The 20412-nt window shown below is 43.9% G+C and carries 22 protein-coding genes and 1 tRNA gene; 2 read left to right on the top strand and 21 right to left on the bottom strand.

From position 1 onward, the window contains the following. Positions 1 to 23 precede the first annotated feature (23 nt). The 13 genes from clpX to AC4PHB_RS01650 form a co-directional block, all read right to left on the bottom strand. Positions 24 to 1301, bottom strand: coding sequence for an ATP-dependent Clp protease ATP-binding subunit ClpX (gene clpX, locus AC4PHB_RS01710; protein WP_492136941.1), 1278 nt, complete (start codon positions 1299 to 1301; stop codon positions 24 to 26). An 11-nt stretch (positions 1302 to 1312) separates the two neighbouring features. Then, positions 1313 to 1897, bottom strand: coding sequence for an ATP-dependent Clp endopeptidase proteolytic subunit ClpP (gene clpP / locus AC4PHB_RS01705; RefSeq protein WP_128426384.1), 585 nt, complete (start codon positions 1895 to 1897; stop codon positions 1313 to 1315). 18 nt (positions 1898 to 1915) lie between these two features. After that, the gene (gene tig / locus AC4PHB_RS01700; protein WP_492136940.1) at positions 1916 to 3205 is read right to left on the bottom strand and encodes a trigger factor; all 1290 of its coding nucleotides are present in this window, start codon (positions 3203 to 3205) and stop codon (positions 1916 to 1918) included. A 122-nt stretch (positions 3206 to 3327) separates the two neighbouring features. Next, a tRNA-Leu gene (locus tag AC4PHB_RS01695) sits at positions 3328 to 3411 on the bottom strand. A gap of 102 nt (positions 3412 to 3513) precedes the next feature. After that, a complete protein-coding gene (locus AC4PHB_RS01690) occupies positions 3514 to 4347 on the bottom strand; it encodes a DegV family protein (RefSeq protein WP_492136939.1) in 834 nt (277 codons plus the stop codon). A gap of 16 nt (positions 4348 to 4363) precedes the next feature. Further along, entirely contained in the window at positions 4364 to 5713 is a 1350-nt protein-coding gene (glmM, locus tag AC4PHB_RS01685; protein WP_492136938.1) for a phosphoglucosamine mutase, read from the bottom strand. A gap of 25 nt (positions 5714 to 5738) precedes the next feature. Continuing rightward, on the bottom strand, positions 5739 to 7088 hold the full coding sequence (locus AC4PHB_RS01680) for a CCA tRNA nucleotidyltransferase (protein WP_492136937.1): 1350 nt from the start codon (positions 7086 to 7088) through the stop codon (positions 5739 to 5741). 87 nt (positions 7089 to 7175) lie between these two features. Beyond that, positions 7176 to 8411, bottom strand: a complete 1236-nt coding sequence (fabF, locus tag AC4PHB_RS01675; protein WP_492136936.1) for a beta-ketoacyl-ACP synthase II — start codon at positions 8409 to 8411, stop codon at positions 7176 to 7178. A gap of 17 nt (positions 8412 to 8428) precedes the next feature. Continuing rightward, on the bottom strand, positions 8429 to 8659 hold the full coding sequence (gene acpP / locus AC4PHB_RS01670) for an acyl carrier protein (protein ID WP_492136935.1): 231 nt from the start codon (positions 8657 to 8659) through the stop codon (positions 8429 to 8431). 19 nt (positions 8660 to 8678) lie between these two features. Next, positions 8679 to 9416, bottom strand: coding sequence for a 3-oxoacyl-[acyl-carrier-protein] reductase (gene fabG, locus AC4PHB_RS01665; protein ID WP_492136934.1), 738 nt, complete (start codon positions 9414 to 9416; stop codon positions 8679 to 8681). Between the two features lie 3 nt (positions 9417 to 9419). Then, a complete protein-coding gene (gene fabD, locus AC4PHB_RS01660; protein WP_492136933.1) occupies positions 9420 to 10373 on the bottom strand; it encodes an ACP S-malonyltransferase in 954 nt (317 codons plus the stop codon). Further along, the gene (gene fabK / locus AC4PHB_RS01655) at positions 10366 to 11325 is read right to left on the bottom strand and encodes an enoyl-[acyl-carrier-protein] reductase FabK (RefSeq protein WP_492136932.1); all 960 of its coding nucleotides are present in this window, start codon (positions 11323 to 11325) and stop codon (positions 10366 to 10368) included. The genes fabD and fabK overlap by 8 nt, the downstream gene beginning before the upstream one ends. Then, positions 11318 to 12325: a beta-ketoacyl-ACP synthase III gene (locus AC4PHB_RS01650; RefSeq protein ID WP_492136931.1), complete on the bottom strand. Its 1008-nt coding sequence runs from the start codon at positions 12323 to 12325 to the stop codon at positions 11318 to 11320. The genes fabK and AC4PHB_RS01650 overlap by 8 nt, the downstream gene beginning before the upstream one ends. A gap of 190 nt (positions 12326 to 12515) precedes the next feature. Between AC4PHB_RS01650 and fabZ the strand changes: the two genes are divergently transcribed. Further along, positions 12516 to 12947 carry a 3-hydroxyacyl-ACP dehydratase FabZ gene (gene fabZ, locus AC4PHB_RS01645; RefSeq protein ID WP_492136930.1) on the top strand — a complete coding sequence of 144 codons (432 nt, stop codon included), beginning with the start codon at positions 12516 to 12518 and terminating at the stop codon, positions 12945 to 12947. Positions 12948 to 12961: 14 nt separating this feature from the next. Continuing rightward, a complete protein-coding gene (locus AC4PHB_RS01640) occupies positions 12962 to 14026 on the top strand; it encodes an NAD(P)H-dependent flavin oxidoreductase (protein WP_492136929.1) in 1065 nt (354 codons plus the stop codon). A 17-nt stretch (positions 14027 to 14043) separates the two neighbouring features. Here AC4PHB_RS01640 and AC4PHB_RS01635 read toward each other — a convergent pair whose 3' ends face one another. From AC4PHB_RS01635 to buk (AC4PHB_RS01600), 8 genes are read right to left on the bottom strand one after another with little or no spacing between them, the layout of a single operon-like run. Continuing rightward, positions 14044 to 14595 (bottom strand): 2-oxoacid:ferredoxin oxidoreductase subunit gamma family protein, encoded by a 552-nt coding sequence (locus AC4PHB_RS01635; RefSeq protein ID WP_492136928.1) that lies wholly within the window; start codon positions 14593 to 14595, stop codon positions 14044 to 14046. A gap of 2 nt (positions 14596 to 14597) precedes the next feature. Then, complete coding sequence (locus tag AC4PHB_RS01630; RefSeq protein WP_492136927.1) at positions 14598 to 15344, bottom strand: thiamine pyrophosphate-dependent enzyme; 747 nt, start codon at positions 15342 to 15344, stop codon at positions 14598 to 14600. Next, positions 15344 to 16408, bottom strand: coding sequence for a 3-methyl-2-oxobutanoate dehydrogenase subunit VorB (locus AC4PHB_RS01625; protein WP_492136926.1), 1065 nt, complete (start codon positions 16406 to 16408; stop codon positions 15344 to 15346). The genes AC4PHB_RS01630 and AC4PHB_RS01625 overlap by 1 nt, the downstream gene beginning before the upstream one ends. Positions 16409 to 16421: 13 nt before the next feature. Then, entirely contained in the window at positions 16422 to 16643 is a 222-nt protein-coding gene (locus tag AC4PHB_RS01620; protein ID WP_492136925.1) for a 4Fe-4S binding protein, read from the bottom strand. A 20-nt stretch (positions 16644 to 16663) separates the two neighbouring features. After that, positions 16664 to 17338, bottom strand: a complete 675-nt coding sequence (locus AC4PHB_RS01615; RefSeq protein ID WP_492136924.1) for a nucleotide-binding protein — start codon at positions 17336 to 17338, stop codon at positions 16664 to 16666. A 9-nt stretch (positions 17339 to 17347) separates the two neighbouring features. After that, the gene (gene buk, locus AC4PHB_RS01610) at positions 17348 to 18421 is read right to left on the bottom strand and encodes a butyrate kinase (protein WP_492136923.1); all 1074 of its coding nucleotides are present in this window, start codon (positions 18419 to 18421) and stop codon (positions 17348 to 17350) included. Positions 18422 to 18433: 12 nt separating this feature from the next. Continuing rightward, entirely contained in the window at positions 18434 to 19330 is an 897-nt protein-coding gene (locus AC4PHB_RS01605) for a phosphate butyryltransferase (RefSeq protein ID WP_492136922.1), read from the bottom strand. After that, positions 19330 to 20412: a butyrate kinase gene (buk, locus tag AC4PHB_RS01600; RefSeq protein WP_492136921.1), complete on the bottom strand. Its 1083-nt coding sequence runs from the start codon at positions 20410 to 20412 to the stop codon at positions 19330 to 19332. The genes AC4PHB_RS01605 and buk (AC4PHB_RS01600) overlap by 1 nt, the downstream gene beginning before the upstream one ends.

Here is a 20412-nt window from a genome sequence, read left to right as displayed (position 1 = left end):
TAAAGGCTCACTGTTGTGAGCCTTTAGGATGCGGATTCCTTATTGCCTTTTTTTCTGGCCCTACTCTTCTTTTCCTGTGATAATACCAAAGTAGGCTCTCCGTCATTCTCTATTGTTTCTTTAGTTATGACGCATTTTTCAACATCTGTTCTATTTGGGATTTCATACATTATATCAAGCATTCTCTCCTCGATGATTCCTCTAAGGCCTCTTGCTCCAGTCTTTCTCTCGATTGATTTCTTCGCAATCACTCTAAGTGCAGATTCCTCAAAGTCAAGCTCAACATCATCCATGGCGAAAAGCTCTTTATACTGCTTGACAAGAGCATTTCTTGGCTCGGTCAATATTCTTACCAAGGCTTCCTCATCAAGCTCCTCAAGTGTTACTACCACTGGAAGTCTCCCAACAAATTCAGGGATAAGACCATACTTTATGAGGTCCTCAGGCTGGATCTGCTTAAGAAGCTCGCCCATATTTCTTCTTTGCGACTTTACATCTGCACCAAAACCCATGGATTTCTTGCCTACTCTCGACTGAATTATCTTATCAAGGCTGTCAAATGCTCCTCCGACGATAAACAGTATGTTTGTAGTATCTACCTGTATAAACTCCTGATGGGGATGCTTTCTGCCCCCCTGAGGAGGCACGTTTGCGACCGTACCTTCAAGGATCTTCAATAATGCCTGTTGAACGCCCTCTCCGCTTACGTCTCTTGTAATTGATGGATTCTCTGTCTTTCTCGCAATTTTATCTATCTCATCGATATAAACTATACCCTTTTCAGCCTTCTCTATATCATAGTCAGCTGCCTGGATCAGCTTCAGGATTATATTTTCTACATCCTCGCCAACATAACCTGCCTCAGTCAATGATGTTGCATCAGCTATCGCGAATGGAACGTTCAAAATTTTAGCCAGCGTCTGAGCCAAAAGAGTCTTACCTGAGCCTGTAGGTCCTATCATAAGGATATTGCTCTTTTGTAGCTCGACTGAATCGTTCTTTGAAGGCTTCCTGTGTATTCTCTTATAGTGGTTGTATACAGCAACTGCCAGACCCTTCTTAGCTCTTTCCTGCTGTATTACGTACTCATCAAGCGTTTCTCTTATTTCAGAGGGCTTTGGAACTTCCTCAAGTTCAAAATCATTCAAATAATCTACGAACTCCTCCTCGATTATCTCCTGACACAGCTCGATACATTCATTGCATATAAACACATTTGGACCTGCAATGAGCCTTTTGACCTGATCCTGTGGTTTTCCACAGAACGAGCATCTCAATTGCTTGTCGTCATTTTTTGCCATGGACTCACCTCTTATTTCTTTCTCTCCATTATGGCATCAATAATTCCATATTCCACAGCCTCTGAAGCGCTCATGTAATAGTCTCTGTCCGTATCCTTAGCTATCCTCTCCAGCGGCTGTCCTGTTCTTTCTGACAATATCCTGTTTATTCTCTCTCTTATCTCGATGATCTTTTCAGCCTGGATCCTTATATCCTCTGCTTGTCCCTGAGCCCCGCCAAGGGGTTGATGGATCATGATGTCTGAGTTTGGCAACGCAAATCTCTTGCCCTTTGTTCCTGCAGCCAGAAGGAATGCTCCCATAGATGCAGCCCTTCCCACGCATATGGTTGCAACGTCAGGCTTAATGTACTGGATCGTATCAAAAATAGCAAATCCTGCACTGACCGAACCACCCGGACTGTTGATATAGATCTGTATATCCTTCTCTGGGTCTTCTGCCTCAAGAAACAGAAGCTGTGCGACTACCAAGTCCGCGACAACATCGTTTATCTCAGATCCCAGCATTATGATCCTGTCCTTAAGCAATCTTGAATATATATCGTAGGACCTTTCCCCTCTGTTAGTTTGCTCAACAACTATAGGTACCAATGACATATTCATACCTCCTACTAATTAGATGAATTTGACCTTCTCATTCAACAGGTCTAAAACTTTACTGTTTGATATACCCGCTTTTAGGAAGCCTAAATCTCCTTTTTTCATGTCCTTTACAAACTTCTCCACGTTTTCTTGCTTGTACTGCTCAGCCAGCTTTTCTAGCTCCTTATCAATATCCTCTTCAGTTACCTCTACTCCTTCAGCCTTTGCTATGGCCTCCAGTACAAGGTCCGCTCTTACTCTTCTCTCAGCTACTGATCTGAAGTTGTTTCTAAGCTCCTCAACAGACATTCCCGTGAGCTCAAGATATCTTTCCATGTTGAATCCTTGCATGCCTACTCTATACTCAAAGTCCTTTATTTCGTTGTCGATTTGTGACTGTATCATGCCTTCAGGAACATCAAAGCTGGAAATTTCAACGACTTTCTCGACTATTTTATTCTCAGTCTCGATCTTTTCCTGATCCTTAAGCTGCTTTTCCAGTTCCTCTTTGATACTGTTCTTATAATCCTCAAGAGTATCGAACTCGCTGACATCCTTTGCAAATTCATCATCAAGCTCAGGAAGCTCTTTGACCTTTATTTCTTTTATATCGACCTTGAATACTGCCGGCTTGCCCTTAAGTGACTCCTCATGATACTCCTCCGGGAATGTTACCTCTACCTCGGTGGCCTCTCCCTTTTTCTTGCCGATAAGACCTTCTTCGAAGCCTGGGATGAATTGTCCCGAGCCAATTTCAAGAACATGATCCTCTGAAGCTCCTCCTTCGAAGGCTTCATCATCAACAAATCCTACAAAATCCATGGTTACAAAGTCGCCGTTAACAATTTCTCTATCTCCTGCATCGATCATCCTGGAGTTCAGGTTTCTCACTCTATCGATTTCTGCATCTATCATTGCATCGGTTGCTGAGTAGTCTACCTTTTCTAGCTCTATTGCATTGTAATCCCCGAGCTCGATCTCAGGCTTTACATCAACGCTGAATTTAACGTTTACAGGCTCTCCAAGGTTTATATCTTCGACATCTACCTCCGGACTGTCTACAGGTTCAAGCTTCAACTCTTCGATAGCATCTGAATAAGCCTCAGGTAAAAGCAGATTTATAGCATCTTCAAAGAATATGTCTGCTCCAAAGTTCATTTCAATTATTTTTCTTGGGACCTTACCCTTTCTAAATCCGGGTATGTTGAATTTTCCCCTATTCTTCAAGTAAGCTTTTTGCAAAGCTCCCTCAAAGTCGCCTGCAGGCAATTCGATATTAAAGTGTACCGTGTTTTTCTCCTTTTTTTCAAAAACAGCCTTCATCAATGAACCCCCTAATATATTTTTTATTGACACGAATTGTTGTTTCCATCGTAGTATTATACCATATCCGCGCATAATTGCATACATATGAAAAAACCAATGGCAGAACCACTGGTTTTTGCTGGTGCGGGAAAGAGGACTTGAACCCCCACGTCGTTGACACTAGATCCTAAGTCTAGCGCGTCTGCCAATTCCGCCATTCCCGCATGTAATGTTAGGTGCCTTAGCGCCTACTTTATCTATTATAGCATCCGGCGGCGATTTGTCAAATACTTTTTCGGATACTTTTTTAACCGCCGCCTAGATTTTTAGTAAGATACTATTATACCGCCATCATTTACATATACAGTACTCAAGCCCTTGGTCTCGACTATTATGACATCCTTGAAGTTAAGTCCTGCAAGATCTTCTTTTAGATCCAGGGCCTTTTGCAGGGCATTTGCATGAGATATGGCAAGTATCCTCTCCTCAAATTTAACCCCATTTTCTGCGATTATCTCTGCAAGCCTTTTAAAAGCCTTCTTGCTGCCTCTAATCTTCTCAACAGCTTCAATGTTGCCATCATCTGTAGCCTTCATGATTGGCTTGATATTAAGGACGTTGGCTATAAGACCCTGAGCCTTTGATATTCGACCATTTTTGATCAGGTTGCTCAAATCATCAGAAATGAAGAAGGTCTTCATGTCCTCGATGTATTGCTCAACCTTCTCCACAAGCTGCTCATTAGACATTCGTTTATCCAGACATTCCTTGATCTTGATTGCTGTCAGAGTCTCACCTACGCTAGCTGACCTTGAGTTGAAAACATGTATGAACTTATCTTTCATCTCCTCAAGTATCATTTCCTTTGCAAGAATTGCGCTATTGTAGGTACCTGACAATTCCTTCGATATCGTTACCACAAATACATTGTCTGCATCCATATATCTTTCTTTGAAATCTCCTGGCGAAGGACATGAGGATTTGATAGGATTGGGGCTGGTCTTCATTGTACTTACCAGATTATTCATGTCAATATTTTCATCATCGATAAAGGAAGAGTCGTCTATGTCTATTCTAAAGGGGACCAGACTAACATCCATTTTGCTCTCAAGCTCTTCATTCAGGTCACAGCTGCTATCAGCTACTATTTTATATTCCATATGACCGCTCCTTTTCTTATTTTATCCCTATCCTTGCCTCTATAAAATCCACAAGGTCCCTGGCTATGTCTGTTATGATTTCCTGATCCTTACCCTCGATCATGACCCTTACCAAGGGCTCAGTACCTGATGGTCTTATCAACACCCTTCCTTCTCCTTTGAACATCTCCTCTATCCTCATGATCTCTTCCTTGATCTCAGGTATCTCCATGTACCTTGTCTTATATGCATTATCAACCTTAGCATTAAGCAGGACCTGTGGGTAGTTTTTCATCAACCCGTTGAGTTCAGATGCTTTTTTATTTGTATCACTCATTACCTGCAATAGGTGCAAAGCAGTTGCCAGACCATCTCCAGTAGTGTTGTGCTGAAGGAATATGATATGTCCGGATTGTTCTCCACCCAGATTATAGCCCTCCTTAAGCATTTCCTCGAGTATGTATCTGTCCCCTACTGCAGTCTTAACTATCCCCATTCCATTCTCCCTCAGGTATTCGTCCAAGCCCATGTTGGTCATAACTGTTCCAACTAAAGTATCCCTCTTCAGTTCACCCTTATCCTTCAGATAGGAGCCGCATATTGCAAGGATATGGTCTCCATCAATGATCTCGCCTTTCTCATCTACAGCAATTATTCTGTCGGCATCCCCATCAAAGGCTACACCAAGGTCGGCACCCTTCTCAAGGACAAGTCTCTGGACCAGGGCTGGCTTTGTAGATCCGCAATCATGATTAATGTTCATGCCATTTGGCTCGATATTTATAGAAAATACTTCGCCGCCAAGTTCTTTGACAATCGATGGCCCGATCCTATACAAAGCACCATGGCCGCAGTCCATTGCTATTTTCACTCCAGTGAGATCAACCTTGATGGCACTCTTCAAGAACTCCTTATAATCCTCAGCTGCAGTCTCGTTTATATATACCCTGCCTACCAGGTCCTTAATAGGAGGTGCAGGCATCTCACGCTTGTTTAGGATTATATCCTCTATCTTGTCTTCCACAGCATCAGGAAGCTTAAGTCCTTCTCCATTGAAAAACTTGATACCATTGTATTCCCCTGGATTGTGGGATGCTGATATCATTACCCCTGCAACAGCTCCATATTCTCTCGCAAGAAAGGCGACTGCAGGTGTTGGAAGTACGCCGATCGACTCTACATCCAAACCCATAGAGCATATCCCTGCTGTAAGTGCAGCCTCAAGCATATCACCGGACGCTCTTGTATCCTTGCCTACTATGACCTTTCCTTTTTTTCCTTCTGATATGACGAATGCCCCAGCCCTTCCTATTTCAAAGGCTAGCTCTGGTGTCAGCTCCAGATTTGCAACGCCTCTGACTCCATCAGTACCAAATAGTTTTCCCATTTACATCCCTCCTAATAATAGGTGTTTATTCTATAAAGTCCGGAGGATAAATCTCGAGTACTATCCTCATAAGCTGCTCCTTGTTATTTATTTCCGGCTGTTCAAGCACACAATTCAACAGGTACTCAAGAAGCTTTCCAATAACCTTTCCCTCTTTGTATCCTGCAGCCTTCAAATCATTTCCATTTACCGCCAGATGACCCTTTTTGAAGGGTTCACCGGCATCAAGTATCTCACTAATAACTACTTTTTTTTCTAAAAGCTTAGTTATATCTTTTTTCCCCTTCTTGCTAAGCCTGTCTGCTATCTGAAGATCTATAAGGTGGTATATGTTTTCAGATCCTACCCTCTGAAGCTGCCTCTTCAAGCCTTTTTTCCTCAAATCCGGGTGATGGACCATATGCTCCTTCACCAGGTTCAACGTCTTTTCCATAAGCTCTGTTGAGCATTTAAGCCTTAGCATAAACTCCTTACCAATCCTTACACTCATCTTATCGTGTCCATAGAAGTGCCCTACCCCATATTCATCTACCGAGAATGTGTAGGGTTTCCCAATGTCATGTAGTAGTGCAGCCAGTCTTAAATGGAGAACTGGCGGAGTGTTGTCAAGTACTATCAAAGTATGCTGGAATACTGATCTGTCATGGTGAGGGTTCCTTTGATCGAAGCCTATTGCCGGAATCAGCTCAGGGATGACCTCTTTTAATATCCCCAGAGATCTCATTATGAGAAATCCCTTGGAAGGCTTGTCAGACAGCAATATTTTAAACAATTCCTCCCTGATCCTTTCAACGCTTACCTTGTCAAGTCCAGCGGAAAGCTTTGTGCAGGCGTCTGCGGTACTTATCTCAATTGAGAAATCCAGCTGTGAAGCAAATCTGACAGCTCTTAATATCCTCAGGTAATCCTCACTCAACCTTTCCAATGGATCTCCTACACATCTGATGAGCCTCATATCTATATCCTTACTGCCTCCAAACGGGTCTATGACACCAGTGGAATGGCTGTAGGCCATAGCATTGATCGTGAAATCCCTTCTCTTAAGATCCTCATTCAAGTTGGTCGTGAACTCAACCTTATCAGGTCTCCTGCCGTCTGAATATCCAATATCCTTTCTAAAGGCAGTAACCTCAACTATTCCTTCCTCCTGAACGACAGATATAGTCCCAAATACACGTCCCGGTTCAAAGGTCCTCCAGTTTCTGAACACTATCTCCATTTGAGCCGGATCAGCAGAGGTGGCTATGTCATAGTCAGCAGGCACCTTCCCCAGGATCGAATCCCTTACGCAGCCTCCAACAAGAAATGCCTTATACCCTGCGCTATTCAAAGCATCTATTATTCGATTTACATATTCAGGTATAGTGATCCTCATTTTTATCCTCCGCATTATACCTAAAGTATAGCATAATTCGATGTATATATATAGAAAAAACTGCCGGCTAGTGCCGGCAGTTATCAGTTATTCATACCTTTTCAGAAGTATAGATGCGTTATGCCCGCCAAATCCAAGTGAATTGGATAAGCCATAGCGAACGCTGCGCTTGACTGCATTATTTGGCGTATAATCCAAATCGCATTCTTCATCATTAGTTTCGTAGTTGATCGTAGGTGGAATTACCCCAGTGTAAATAGCCATTGCAGTAGCAATTGCCTCAACACCCCCTGCAGCACCTAGAAGATGTCCTGTCATTGATTTGGTGGAGCTTATGTTTATGTTTTTTGCATACTCTCCAAATAGTCTTTTGATCGCCAGAGTCTCCAGTTTGTCGTTAAAGTAGGTGCTGGTTCCATGCGCATTGATATAATCGATGTCACATGAGCTTGCTGCTCCCTCCTCCAAGGCTAGTGCCATAGCTCTCATGGCTCCCGTTGCTTCAGGATCGGGCTGAGTAATATGGAATGCGTCTGAGGTTGAGCCATAGCCAACGACCTCTGCATATATCCTGGCTCCTCTTTTCAATGCATGCTCCAGCTCCTCCAGTATAACGATACCTGAGCCTTCTCCCATTACAAATCCATCTCTGTTTCTATCGAAGGGTCTGCTGGCCTTCGCTGGTTCTTCATTCCTGGTTGAAAGAGCCTTCATAGATATAAACCCTGCCATTGAAAGAGGGGTAATAGAGCTCTCAGTGCCTCCTGAGACTGCTATGTCCAGGTATCCGGACTTGATCATCCTAAAGGCTTCACCTATGGCATGGGTTGCAGATGCACAAGCCGTGGTAATCGTCATAGATGAACCCTTCAAGCCGAAAGTCATGGATACCTGGCCGGCGGCCATATTTGCAATCATCATTGGTATAAAAAGCGGACTTATCCTTCCAGGACCTTTCTCATCCAGCTTTTCCTTTTCTGCTTCCAGAGTGGTTATCCCACCAATCCCGGAACCTATTATTGCTCCAGCTCTTTCAGTATTGATCTTCGATAAGTCGATCCCTGCATCATCCAGAGCCATTTTAGTACCTGCAACTGCATACTGAGCGAACAGATCCATCCTCTTCGCTTCCTTTTTCTCCATGAATGCAGTGGGGTCAAAGTCCTTTACCTCAGCTGCAATTTTTGTATCGTGCTCAGATGCATCAAATCTAGTGATATACCCTACTCCTGATTTTCCTTCCAGCAGAGCATCCCAAAATACATCCTTTCCGATCCCGAGAGGCGTTACTGCTCCAAAGCCTGTCAGTACAACTCTTTTCATATATCCACCTCTTTGAATTAGGCTAGTTTTGCTTCTACGTATTTTACAATGTCTCCGATATTCTTAAATCCTTCTGCATCCTCATCAGGAATCTCTATTCCAAATTCATCCTCAAGAGCCATCATTATTTCGACAGCGTCTAATGAATCTGCCTCAAGATCCTTCATCATGGATGTCTCCATTGTTATTCCTTCTGCCTCTACGTCAAGCTGCTCTTCAATTATCTTTTTTACCTTTTCAAATACCATTTTCATATTCCTCCTTTAATTATATGTGCATTCCGCCATCTATTTGAATTACCTGCCCAGTGATGTAATCTGAGTCCTCACTTGCAAGGAAATTCACCAAATTACTTATTTCCTTTGGCTCAGCAAGGTAGCCAAGCGGTATGGATTTAAGCATCTCTTGGATTACATCTTCCTTGAGCGCATCAGTCATATCTGTTTTTATAAAGCCCGGAGCAATTGCATTCACTCTTATTCCTCTGGAGGCTAATTCCTTTGCTGTTGACTTTGTAAGACCTATAAGTCCAGCCTTTGAGGCAGAATAATTTGCCTGCCCTGCATTACCCATGACTCCTACAACAGATGATATGTTGATGATCTTTCCATATCTGTTCTTCATCATTCCTCTGACAACTGCCTTTGTAGTAAGGAATGCTCCCTTAAGGTTGGTCTGCATTACCTGATCCCAGTCATCCTCATTCATTCTTATGAGAAGATTATCCCTTGTTATCCCTGCGTTATTGACAAGGATCTCTATCCTCCCAAGGCTTTCCTCGACCTGCTTCACCATTGTCTCGACCTGCTCCTGATTGCCGGTATCAGCCTTGACGGCAACGGCCTTAACTCCTAGCTCCGTGAGCTCATCAACTACTTTTTGAGCAACCTCTTCACTGCTGATATAGGTTATTGCTACATTGCATCCCCTGGTTGCAAGCCCTAAGGCAATCTCTCTTCCTATCCCTCTGCTGCCGCCTGTTACAAGCGCTGTTTTGCCCTTCATAAACTAAGCCCCCTTTGTAAGCTTCTCGACAGTTTCTTTGAAGCTTTCTACAGAGGATACGTTAAGTATCCTGACATCCTTACCCATTGCCTTGCTTATTCTCTTAGCAAAGCCGGAAAGTGACTTTCCAGGCCCAATCTCGATGAAGGTATCAACTCCCTCATTAAGCATATACTCAATTGACTGCTGCCACATTACTGAGCTTGAGACCTGGTCTACAAGCTTGCCTACAAGCTCTTCCCTGCAGCCTATTACTTTTCCGTCAACGTTTGAGACTACCTTTTTTTCAAGTTCTCCAAGGGATATCTTCCTCAGCTCCCCTTCGAGCCTAACTCCCGCAGGAGTTAACATCGAGGTGTGGAATGGTGCACTTACAGGAAGCTCCACAGCTTTTTTTGCACCAAGTTCCATAGCCTTGGCACACGCTATCGCTAAACCGTTCTTTTCCCCGGATATGACGATTTGGTCCGGACTGTTGTAGTTTGCAACCTCTACTATACCAAAATCCTTAGATGCCTCAAGGACTTGCGGCAACAGCTCTCTGTCCATCCCCAGCAAAGCAGCCATACCGCCTATTCCGTTTGGAACGGCCTCCTGCATGAACTTTCCTCTCTCTCTGACTATTTTAAGTGCATCTGAAAATCTCAATGCTTTGCTCATTACCAGCGAGCTGTATTCACCAAGACTCAAACCAGCTGTGTAATCACAGTCTATACCCTCTTTTTCAAGAGCCTTGAGCATCGCAATGCTGGCAGTCAGGATTGCTGGTTGTGTGTTCTCAGTCTTCTTGAGTTCCTCCTCAGATCCCTCGAATATCAAGCCTGACAGGTCCATTTGAAGGGCTTCGTCTGCCTCCTTGAACACCTCCTTGGACTCTCTTATCTGTTCAAAAAAGTCCCTTCCCATGCCTATATGCTGAGCTCCCTGTCCTGGGAACAAAAATGCTGTTTTAGCCATCAAGACCACCTCCTGATAATTGCTTGATTCTTTCATGGGAAGTCAAAGCTTCCTGAACCATTCCCTCAATTATGTCTTTGCAGCTTTTTATGTCCTTTATCATTCCTGCAATCTGCCCTGACATGACTGAGCCATTATCAATGTCTCCATCTACGACCGCAAGTCTTAATTTACCTGCACCGGCGGCTTCAAGCTCTTCAATTGCCGCTCCATTCTTTTCCATCTCCAAAAACTCACGGGTGAACTGATTCCTTATAACCCTTACAGGGTGACCGGTCGTTCTTCCAGTGACTATTGCATCTCTGTCCTTGGCATTTATCAGGGCATCCTTGTAGCTGGAGTGGACCTTTGCTTCAGTTGAGCATACAAACCTTGTCCCAACCTGGACTCCCTCGGCTCCGAGAGCCAGGGCAGCAATAAAACCTCTTCCGTCTGCGATCCCACCTGCTGCAATTACCGGAAGATCAACCGCATCACATACCTGTGGAACAAGAGCCATAGTAGTCAGCTCTCCTATATGACCTCCAGCCTCGGTTCCCTCAACTATCAAAGCATCTACACCTTGTTTTTGAAGTCTCTTAGCCAAGGCAACAGAAGGTACTACCGGAATGACCTTGATACCTTTTTCTCTGAATCGGTCAAGGTATTTCCCTGGATTTCCTGCTCCAGTGGTAACCACAGGAACTCCCTCCTGACAAACTATCTCCACAACCTCTTCAACAAAGGGTGAAAGAAGCATAATATTTACACCAAAGGGCTTATCAGTCTTACTCTTAAGAGCCCTTATTTCATTTCTTACAAAATCTCCAGGGGCATTACCTGCTGCAATTATTCCAAGACCTCCGGCTTCAGATACTGCTGCTGCTAAATCATGAGTGGCAACCCATGCCATACCGCCCTGTATTATTGGGTATCGGATACCTAATAGCTCGGTTACTCTTGTTCTAAACATCTCTGTCCCTCCTGTTCCAGCGCATGACAATAGAGGCCCAGGACAATCCTGCACCGAATGCGATCAGAAGCAAAACATCCCCTTCTTTGATCTTCCCTTCCCTGAAAGCCTCATCCAGGGCAACAGGAACTGAAGCAGCGGACATGTTGCCGTACTTATCGAGATTTATATGTGTTTTTTCTCTACCCAACTGCAGCTTTTTCATAGCTGCATCAATTATCCTCATGTTTGCCTGGTGGGGTATCAGGAAATCAAGCTGGTCCTGAGTGAGCCCTGCCTCTTCCAGAACTCTCATAGACGATTTTTCCATAACCCTTACAGCAAATTTGAAGACCTCTTTCCCATCCATTTTTATAGTGTGAAGCTTTTTTTCAACTGTATCTGCAGTTGCCGGATATCTTGAGCCGCCTGCAGGCAATATTAAAACGTCTCCGTTGAGACCATCTGACCCAAGCTCTGAAGCTAAAATTCCAAAACTTTCGTCACATGATTCCAATACACACGCTCCTGCACCGTCTCCAAACAATACACAAGTATTTCTGTCAGTCCAGTCCACTATTTTTGAGAGTGTTTCAGCACCAATAACCAAAACCTTCTTATACATCCCCGAAGTAATAAAGTTTGCTCCGGTTACCATGCCGTAGATAAATCCTGAACAGCCCACACTTAGGTCGAATGCTGCTGCCTTTGATGCTCCAATGCTTTTTTGCACAAGTGCAGCTGTCGATGGAAAGGCATGATCAGGCGTTGCGGTAGCTACGATGATAAGATCCAATTCATCAGCATCTATTCCTGCATCCTTTAAAGCAAGCTCTGCCGATTTAACCGCAAGATCAGATGTCGCAACATTCTCGTCTGCTACTCTTCTCTCCCTGATACCAGTTCGGGTTACTATCCAATCATCACTTGTATCCACAAGCTTTGAAATGTCATCGTTAGTTACGACCCTATCCGGTACATAGCTTCCAAGACCGGTTATTCCAACCGATATTCTTTTCAATTGTCCACCTCCTGATTGACCGTATCGTCTTTTATAAAGACAACACCTCCATTAATTAATAGTTTGCAAAAAACATCAATTTAAATTATCATTGAGTTTAGGTGAGTGCAAACATAAGGATAGTATAAAGCATATCGAAGGCTTTGGCAATATTTTTCTGGCCAAATGACCTAAAGCAGGAGGTTATATAATGAAGGAATACGGGATCAAGGATATAATGGAAATCATCCCACACAGGTACCCATTTCTCTTTATTGACAAGGTTGAGGTCAGCGAAGATGGTCTTAAGGGTACAGGTTATAAAAATGTAACAGTGAATGAAAACTACTTTACAGGACATTTCCCAAATAATCCTGTCATGCCTGGTGTCATCATAATCGAGACCATGGCACAAGCGGGTGCGGTGATTCTTTTGTCCCAAGAGCAATTCAAAGGTAAAACTGCCTATTTTGCGGGAATCAACAAGTTTAGGTTCAAAAGAAAGGTAGTACCTGGTGATAGCTTAATAATCGAGGTAGAGATTACGAGAGTTCGAGGCGGAATAGGAATTGGAGAGGGCAGGGCTTTCGTAGGCGGAGAACTTGCTGCAGAGGGAGAGTTCATGTTTGCAATCGAAAACTGATGGAGGGATCGACGATGGATAAATTAATAATTGGCAACAAGCTTGCCAGAGTACCGATAATCCAGGGTGGTATGGGAGTTGGAGTTTCTCTATCGGGACTAGCATCTGCAGTCGCCAATCAAGGCGGAATAGGAACAATATCAGGAGTCCAGATTGGCTTCAGAGAGCCTGATTTCATGACCAATACCAACGAGGCAAACATAAGAGGGTTAAGGAAGGAAATTCAAATTGCGCGTGAGAAGAGTCCTAATGGTATTCTTGCAGTTAATCTTATGGTTGCAATCGAAAACTATAGGGAAATGGTCAAAGCAGCAGTTGAGGAAGGCATTGACTTGATAATTTCTGGAGCCGGTTTACCCAGTGAACTTCCTGAGCTTGTGAAGGGCAGCGATACAAAAATCGCACCAATCGCATCCTCCGGTAAGGCGGCTGCAGTAATTACCAAGTTATGGACTAAGAGGCACAACTATTTACCGGATCTTATCGTGGTAGAGGGTCCAATGGCTGGAGGTCACCTGGGATTTTCTGAGGAGGTTCTGAAAAGCGGAAATCTTCCTGATATCCGTGATTTAGTTAAGGAGGTCCGGGAAGCTATAAAGCCTTATGAAGAAGCCTACAATAAGAAAATCCCAATTGCCGCTGCAGGTGGTATCTACTACAGCGAGGAGATAAAAGAGCTTCTTGAAACTGGAGCAGATGCTGTCCAACTGGGCAGCCGTTTCGTAGCAACAGAAGAATGTGATGCACACATAAATTTTAAGGAAGCTTATATCCAGATCAAAAAGGATGATATTGGCTATGTCAAAAGCCCGGTCGGAATGCCCGGTCAGGCGATCCTAAACGATTTCATCAAGAGGGTATCCATTGAAAGAGAGAAGGTAACCAAGTGCTATAACTGCCTTACACCCTGCAACCCGGCAACAACCCAGTACTGCATAACAAGTGCGCTTATAAGATCTGTAACAGGAGATGTGGACAACGGGCTGGTTTTCATCGGAAAAAGAGGTTATCTGATCGATAAGCTTACAACTGTAAAGGAACTGATGGAGGAGTTAACAAAAAGCTTGACGCTGGACTAATTGTCCAGCGTCTTATTTTATACGTTTGCAGTTTCTCTGACAGCCTTGGCTCCTCTTTCAAGAGCTTCTTTATTGATAGGAAGCAGGTGAGCTTTTGACTCCCCAAATACTTTTCCAAAGGCTTTTTCTATGGATCCAGATCCAACTGCCTTCGTTACTTCCAGGTATGCTCCAAGCATTACCATGTTAGCTATCCTAGGATTCCCAAGTTCATTTGCGATATCATTTGCAGGTACATAATAAACATCAACATCTTCTCTTTTTGATTTTCTAGTAATAAGAGAAGAATTTATGAATAGTTTCCCACCTGGCTCAACACTATCCTCAAACTTGTCTAAGGAAGGAAGATTGAGCACTATTGCAGTCGTAGCCTCAACTACAACAGGTGAGCCCACTGGGTCAGTAGATATAGTAACATTGCAGTTGGCTGTTCCTCCCCTCATTTCAGGTCCGTAGGATGGAAGCCACGATACATTTTTATTTTCGATCATCCCTGAGTATGTTAAAAGTTGGCCCATCGCCATTACACCCTGTCCTCCAAAGCCGGCGATAATCAATCTCTCATCCATATCTATTTAACCTCCTCTGGCTTTTTAAAGTTCCCAAGCGGATAATAAGGTATCATGTTGTCAGCAAGCCATTTCATCGACTCAACAGGAGTCAGTCCCCAGTTTGTAGGACACGTGGAAAGAACCTCCACTATTCCAAAGCCCTTGCCTTCAAGCTGGATCTTGAAGCACTCGAGGATTGCTTTTTTAGCCTTTCTTATATTAGCCGGAGTATTGACTGCTACTCTTTCAACAAAAGCTGCTCCATCTATAGTTGCTAAAAGCTCACTCATTCTGATTGGCCTACCTGCAGTAGCCTCATCTCTTCCATAGGGTGCCGTAGTTGCTTTTTGTCCTACAAGAGTAGTGGGTGCCATTTGTCCGCCAGTCATTCCGTAGATAGCATTATTGACGAATATCGTTGAAATCTTTTCCCCTCTGTGAGCAGCATGAACAATCTCTGCGGTTCCTATAGCAGCCAAGTCACCATCTCCCTGGTAGGTGAATACGAAATTGTTTGGGTGAACTCTCTTAATTCCAGTCGCCACAGCCGGAGCACGTCCATGAGCAGCCTCATGCATATCGCAGTTAAAGTAGTCATAAGCTAAAACCGAGCAGCCTACGGGTGCAACTCCGATGGCATTATCAAGAACTCCCAGTTCAACCAGTGCTTCAGCTACTAATCTGTGAATTACTCCGTGAGTACAGCCGGGACAATAGTGGAAGGTCTTGTCAGTCAATCCTTTAGTTTTTTCAAATATGACAGCCATTATTTGTCACCTCCAAGAATTTCCTTAACCTTATTGGCTATTTCCTCTGGAGTTGGTACCATTCCACCTGATCGTCCATAATAATAGGTTGGCATGGATCCGTTAAGTGATAGCCTTACATCGTCGATCATCTGTCCACCAGCACTCATCTCAACAGTAAGAACTCCCTTACATGCTGGGTTTATGTTCTCATAAGCTTCATTTGGGAAAGGATAAAGGCTGATCGGTCTTATCATACCTATCTTGTAGCCTTCCTTCTCCAGCTTGCTTATTGCAGTTTTTGCGATTCTTGAGGTGGTTCCATAAGCGCTTATTACAAGATCTGCATCCTCTATATTATATGTTTCTACTCTTTTCTCGTTTTCTCTGATCCTGGCAAATTTAGCTTGAAGATTATGGTTGTGCTTTTCGAGAAGCTCAGCATCCAGGAAAAGCGAGTTGATTATATTTGGCTTTCTCTTCCCACCAGTCCCTACTGTTGCCCAATCCTTAGGAGGAAGGTCCATTTTTGGTCTTTCTTTAAACTCTACAGGTTCCATCATCTGGCCTATCATACCATCGCCAAGAATCATTACCGGAGTTCTGTACAGGTCAGCAAGGTCAAAACCATCGATTATAAGATCTACCAACTCCTGCACATTAGCTGGTGCTAGTACTATGAGTCTGTAATCGCCATTTCCTCCGCCTCTAGTAGCTAGGAAGTAGTCGCCTTGTGCTGCCTGGATCGACCCTAAGCCTGGGCCTCCTCTTGCCATGTCAACGATAATACATGGCAGTTCTGCACCAGCAAGGTAGGATATTCCTTCCTGTTTAAGAGCTATCCCTGGGCTTGAGGATGATGTCATTACCCTTGCCCCAGAGCCTGAAGCTCCGTATACCATGTTTATTGCAGCTACCTCTGATTCAGCTTGAACGAACACTCCTCCGATTTTGGGGAGTTCTCTGGATAAATATTCGGGAACCTCGCTCTGAGGAGTTATTGGATATCCAAAAAAGTACTTGCAGCCTGCAGCTATTGCAGCGGCTCCTACAGCCTCGTTCCCTTTCATGAGAACCTTAGTCATATGTAACCCTCCTTTACAGTCTTTCAACAGTAATGACCAAATCAGGACAAACTGTCGCGCAATTGGTACATGCTATACATTTATCCATCTCTTCTATGGCAGCTGGGTAATACCCTTTTTTGTTTATCCTGCCGGTATCGAGTGAAATAATATTTACTGGACATACAGACACACAAAGACCGCAGCCCTTGCACAGGTCCTCTTCAAACGTCACGTTGCCTTTGACCTTTGCCATAATCTTATTCCTCCTTTTTCTTATATCATCCATTCTTCCCGCATAAATAGCTTGATCGGGAAGACATTGGTCATTATTTCATCTGGCAGCCCCTCGGTCAGGCTCTCCATACAGGAATTATACCTTAAAGGTATTCCCGCCGCTCGAGACACCTGCACTGCCAGTTCATATCCTCTGATAACATCCTCTGCAGAAGTAGCCTTCAGCATATGTGTATTATTTACTATACCAGTCACCTTCGCCCTTGCAGTTGCTTCAATTTTTGCGATGTACTCCACCGCCTTCTCTACTGTTTGCGTTTCCGGTCTGTTAGCATTTAGTACGAAGAACATGTCATATTCCCCATCCTTCAAAATTGGGAAATACCTCCCCAAAGTCCTTGCACCTGCAGGATCTCCTCCCACATCCAGGATCGCATCGTAGCTTGTATCCTGGAGAGGAGTAGCAGCCTCACCTGAGATTGCAGGTATATCCAGAGAATTTCCTTCCAGATTGCTGCCAATCACCCTTATCCCCAGACCAGACAAAAGTGCCGTTTTTTCCCTTGATCTGAAATAAGGATTGATCACATCAAGATCCACGAGTCCAACTTTTCTTCCTCTCTCTGCAAGCTTAACAGCATAATTTACGCTAAATTCCGTTTTGCCACTGCCATAGTGACCTATGACAATTCTTATTCTCTTGTCGTTAATCATCAGTTTCTCCTAACTATATACTCTTGGCTCCTCCTCACCGGTAAGGACTCTCAAGCCTCCCTCTGCAAGAGCTTTGAGCTCATCCTCTCCAGGATATACTGTTACTCCGGATATAAAGCCTATCATCTCTTCCAGCCAGCCGACGAACATTTTATCATAGGCAATTCCACCTGTAATTATTATTTGGTCAACATCACCCTTAAGAACAGCAGATGATGCGCCGACCTCCTTAGCTACCTGGTAAGCCATAGCCTGGTAAACTAGCTTGGCATATTCATCACCGTTCTCGATTTTTTTGACGACCTCACGAGCATCGTTGGTGCCAAGATATGATACTATTCCGCCGTTACCGACTATCATCTTTTTAAGGTCATCCTTTGTGTATTTCCCTGAGAAACAAAGTTCTACCAGATCCCAAATAGGCAGCCCTCCTGCCCTTTCAGGGGAGAATGGACCTTCACCGTTTAAGGCGTTGGGAACGTCTATTACTCTGCCCTTCTTATGAGCACCTACTGAAATACCACCACCCAGATGGACTACTATAAGGTTTAGTTCTTCGTATTTTCTGCCTATCGACAGGGCATATCTTCTGGCAACGGCTTTCTGATTAAGTGCGTGGAAAATACTCACTCTCTCGATTCCCTTCAGCCCGGAGATCCTTGCCACATCCTGTAGCTCGTCTACGACGACAGGATCTACTATAAACGCTCTGCCTCCTATTTCCCTGGCAATCTCGTGAGCAATAAGTCCTCCAAGGTTTGAAGCGTGCCAACCCCTTTCAGAGTTTCTAAGGTCTTTTAGCATCTCTTCATTTACCTCATAGGTTCCTCCCTCTATAGGCTTCAATAGTCCGCCTCTTCCCACTACTGCGGAAATCGTTTTCTTATCTATCGAATTCCTCCCAAGAGCATCCAGAATAATGTCTTTTCTAAAGTCCATTTGCTGGATGATACCCCCAAATTTTGAGAGAACGTCTACATCGTGTCTTAACGTTTCCTCGAATAACATAGTCTCACCATCATAGACGGCAATCTTTGTCGACGTACTCCCCGGGTTGATGATCAACATCCTATATTTTTTCATATTCACCTCTCCTTATGCCATCAAGGTGGCAAGAACTATCGAATTTAGCTTTGCTTCCTCACTGTCGGCCCTCGAGGTCAAAACGATCGGTTTACTTGTTCCAACTATCAAACCGGCTGACTTTGCATTTCCAAGAAAGCTCAGTGATTTATATAGTATGTTGCCTGCTTCAATATCCGGTGCAAGCAGAATATCTGCATCTCCCGCAACTACGCTGTCAATTCCCTTTATCCTTGCTGATTCCTTGCTTACTGCATTGTCCAGGGCTAGAGGCCCGTCGACGATACAGCCTTTTATCTCCCCAGCTTTATTCATATCAGCTAAGGCTTTTGCATGGACAGTTGCTTCCATCTTCTCGCTAACCTTTTCCTTAGCTGCAAGTACCGCAACCTTAGGTTCGGTAATATCAAGCGCATGAGCAAGCTGTACTGCGTTTTCAATTATCTGTTTCTTCTGTTCCAGATCAGGAGCAATTATCATCGCTGCATCTGTTACTATAAATACCTTGTGGTACGTAGGTATTTCGAATACGGCAACATGGCTAATGACATTTCCTGTCCTAAGGCCAATTTCAGGATCCAGAACTTGCTTCATTATAACGGATGTATCGATCAGGCCTTTCATTAGAACCTGAGCCTCTCCGCTGCTGACAAGAGTAGTTGCCTTTCTTGAAGCAAGTGTTCCGTCCTTTTCATCAATAATCTCGATCCCATTCAGATCAAATCCAATGTCAGAGGCTATTTTTTCAATGCTTTCTCTATCGCCAACCAAAATAGGGATGGCTATACCTTTCTCGTAAGCTTCCTTTATCGCTCCTAAAACGTCTTCATCCTGGGCTACAGCAACTGCAACCTTCTTTGGGCCCTTTTCCAGAGCAAGCTTGAAAAGTCCTTCAAAATTCTTTGCCATTATAACACCTCATCCTCATAGATCTTAAATCCTTCTTCGCCGTCCAGGACACGTCTTGCACCCTGGTTTAGAGCGATCATTTCATCCTCCCCGGGATAAATAGTCACAGGTGCCAGGAAAGATATCATCTCAGTTATCTTGTCCACCAGATAAGACGAGTATGCAAGGCCTCCAGTAAGGATTATTCCTGTCGCCTTGCCCTTCAGCACAGGACCGCAGGCTCCGATCTCTTTGCCTATTTGATATGCCATCGCATCATATATTAGCTTGGCATATTCATCTCCATCTTCTATTCTTTTGACAACCTCTCTGCCATCGAATGTACCAAGGTAGGAAACCAAGCCTCCCTTTCCTACGAGCATCTTCTTTATCTGCCCTTCGGTATATTCACCGGAAAAGCACATCTCGACTATATCCCAAACTGGAAGTCCGCCTGATCTTTCAGGAGAAAATGGACCCATATTATTAGCATTATTGGCATCCACAATTTTGCCTTTCTTTATTGGAGATACAGATATTCCCCCACCCATATGTGCAACTATAAGGTTCAACTCATCTACAGCAATATTATGCTCCCTGGAATACCTGTGGCAAACAGCTTTGATATTCAGTGCATGTACAAGACTTTTTCTCGGAAGCTCCTTTAATCCTGATAATCTAGCCACATCTTCGAATTCATCAACTGCAACCGGATCTGCAATAAATGACGGTACGCCTATCCTGTCTGCTATTCCCTTGGCAAGAAGACCTCCCAGATTCGAGGCATGCTGTCCCTGTACCCCAATTTTCAGGTCCTCGACCATTGCATCTGTCACTTTATATGTCCCACTGGGCATCGGCTTAAGAAGTCCACCTCTTCCCACAACTGCCTCAAGCTGATCGAGAGTTATCCCTTCCTCCCTAAGCCAGTCCATTATTATACCAAGTCTGTAGTCATATTGGTTTACTACTGAATTAAATCCCTCAAGGTCCTTTGCAAGATGATCGAGCTTTTTAGTCTTAAATTCTTCATCCCTTTCGAATAAGGATACCTTTGTTGAAGTTGAGCCAGGATTTATAGCTAAAACATATCTTTTCTCCAT

The sequence above is a fragment of the Gudongella sp. QWL-04 genome, from assembly GCF_058683975.1.
This window is presented reverse-complemented; position numbering and strand designations above follow the sequence as displayed.

Excerpts from the sequence above, each read along its gene's own strand:
- fabZ (WP_492136930.1), top strand. The coding sequence starts at position 12,516 with ATGAAGGAATACGGGATCAAGGATATAATGGAAATCATCCCACACAGG.
- fabD (WP_492136933.1), bottom strand. The coding sequence starts at position 10,373 with ATGGCTAAAACAGCATTTTTGTTCCCAGGACAGGGAGCTCAGCATATA.
- AC4PHB_RS01690 (WP_492136939.1), bottom strand. The coding sequence starts at position 4,347 with ATGGAATATAAAATAGTAGCTGATAGCAGCTGTGACCTGAATGAAGAG.
- buk (WP_492136923.1), bottom strand. The coding sequence starts at position 18,421 with ATGAAAAAATATAGGATGTTGATCATCAACCCGGGGAGTACGTCGACA.
- clpP (WP_128426384.1), bottom strand. The coding sequence starts at position 1,897 with ATGTCATTGGTACCTATAGTTGTTGAGCAAACTAACAGAGGGGAAAGG.
- fabK (WP_492136932.1), bottom strand. The coding sequence starts at position 11,325 with ATGTTTAGAACAAGAGTAACCGAGCTATTAGGTATCCGATACCCAATA.
- AC4PHB_RS01680 (WP_492136937.1), bottom strand. The coding sequence starts at position 7,088 with ATGAGGATCACTATACCTGAATATGTAAATCGAATAATAGATGCTTTG.
- AC4PHB_RS01635 (WP_492136928.1), bottom strand. The coding sequence starts at position 14,595 with ATGGATGAGAGATTGATTATCGCCGGCTTTGGAGGACAGGGTGTAATG.
- fabG (WP_492136934.1), bottom strand. The coding sequence starts at position 9,416 with ATGAAGGGCAAAACAGCGCTTGTAACAGGCGGCAGCAGAGGGATAGGA.
- fabF (WP_492136936.1), bottom strand. The coding sequence starts at position 8,411 with ATGAAAAGAGTTGTACTGACAGGCTTTGGAGCAGTAACGCCTCTCGGG.
- glmM (WP_492136938.1), bottom strand. The coding sequence starts at position 5,713 with ATGGGAAAACTATTTGGTACTGATGGAGTCAGAGGCGTTGCAAATCTG.
- clpX (WP_492136941.1), bottom strand. The coding sequence starts at position 1,301 with ATGGCAAAAAATGACGACAAGCAATTGAGATGCTCGTTCTGTGGAAAA.
- acpP (WP_492136935.1), bottom strand. The coding sequence starts at position 8,659 with ATGGTATTTGAAAAGGTAAAAAAGATAATTGAAGAGCAGCTTGACGTA.
- buk (WP_492136921.1), bottom strand. The coding sequence starts at position 20,412 with ATGGAGAAAAGATATGTTTTAGCTATAAATCCTGGCTCAACTTCAACA.
- AC4PHB_RS01605 (WP_492136922.1), bottom strand. The coding sequence starts at position 19,330 with ATGGCAAAGAATTTTGAAGGACTTTTCAAGCTTGCTCTGGAAAAGGGC.
- AC4PHB_RS01640 (WP_492136929.1), top strand. The coding sequence starts at position 12,962 with ATGGATAAATTAATAATTGGCAACAAGCTTGCCAGAGTACCGATAATC.
- AC4PHB_RS01625 (WP_492136926.1), bottom strand. The coding sequence starts at position 16,408 with ATGACTAAGGTTCTCATGAAAGGGAACGAGGCTGTAGGAGCCGCTGCA.
- AC4PHB_RS01615 (WP_492136924.1), bottom strand. The coding sequence starts at position 17,338 with ATGATTAACGACAAGAGAATAAGAATTGTCATAGGTCACTATGGCAGT.
- AC4PHB_RS01620 (WP_492136925.1), bottom strand. The coding sequence starts at position 16,643 with ATGGCAAAGGTCAAAGGCAACGTGACGTTTGAAGAGGACCTGTGCAAG.
- AC4PHB_RS01630 (WP_492136927.1), bottom strand. The coding sequence starts at position 15,344 with ATGGCTGTCATATTTGAAAAAACTAAAGGATTGACTGACAAGACCTTC.
- tig (WP_492136940.1), bottom strand. The coding sequence starts at position 3,205 with ATGAAGGCTGTTTTTGAAAAAAAGGAGAAAAACACGGTACACTTTAAT.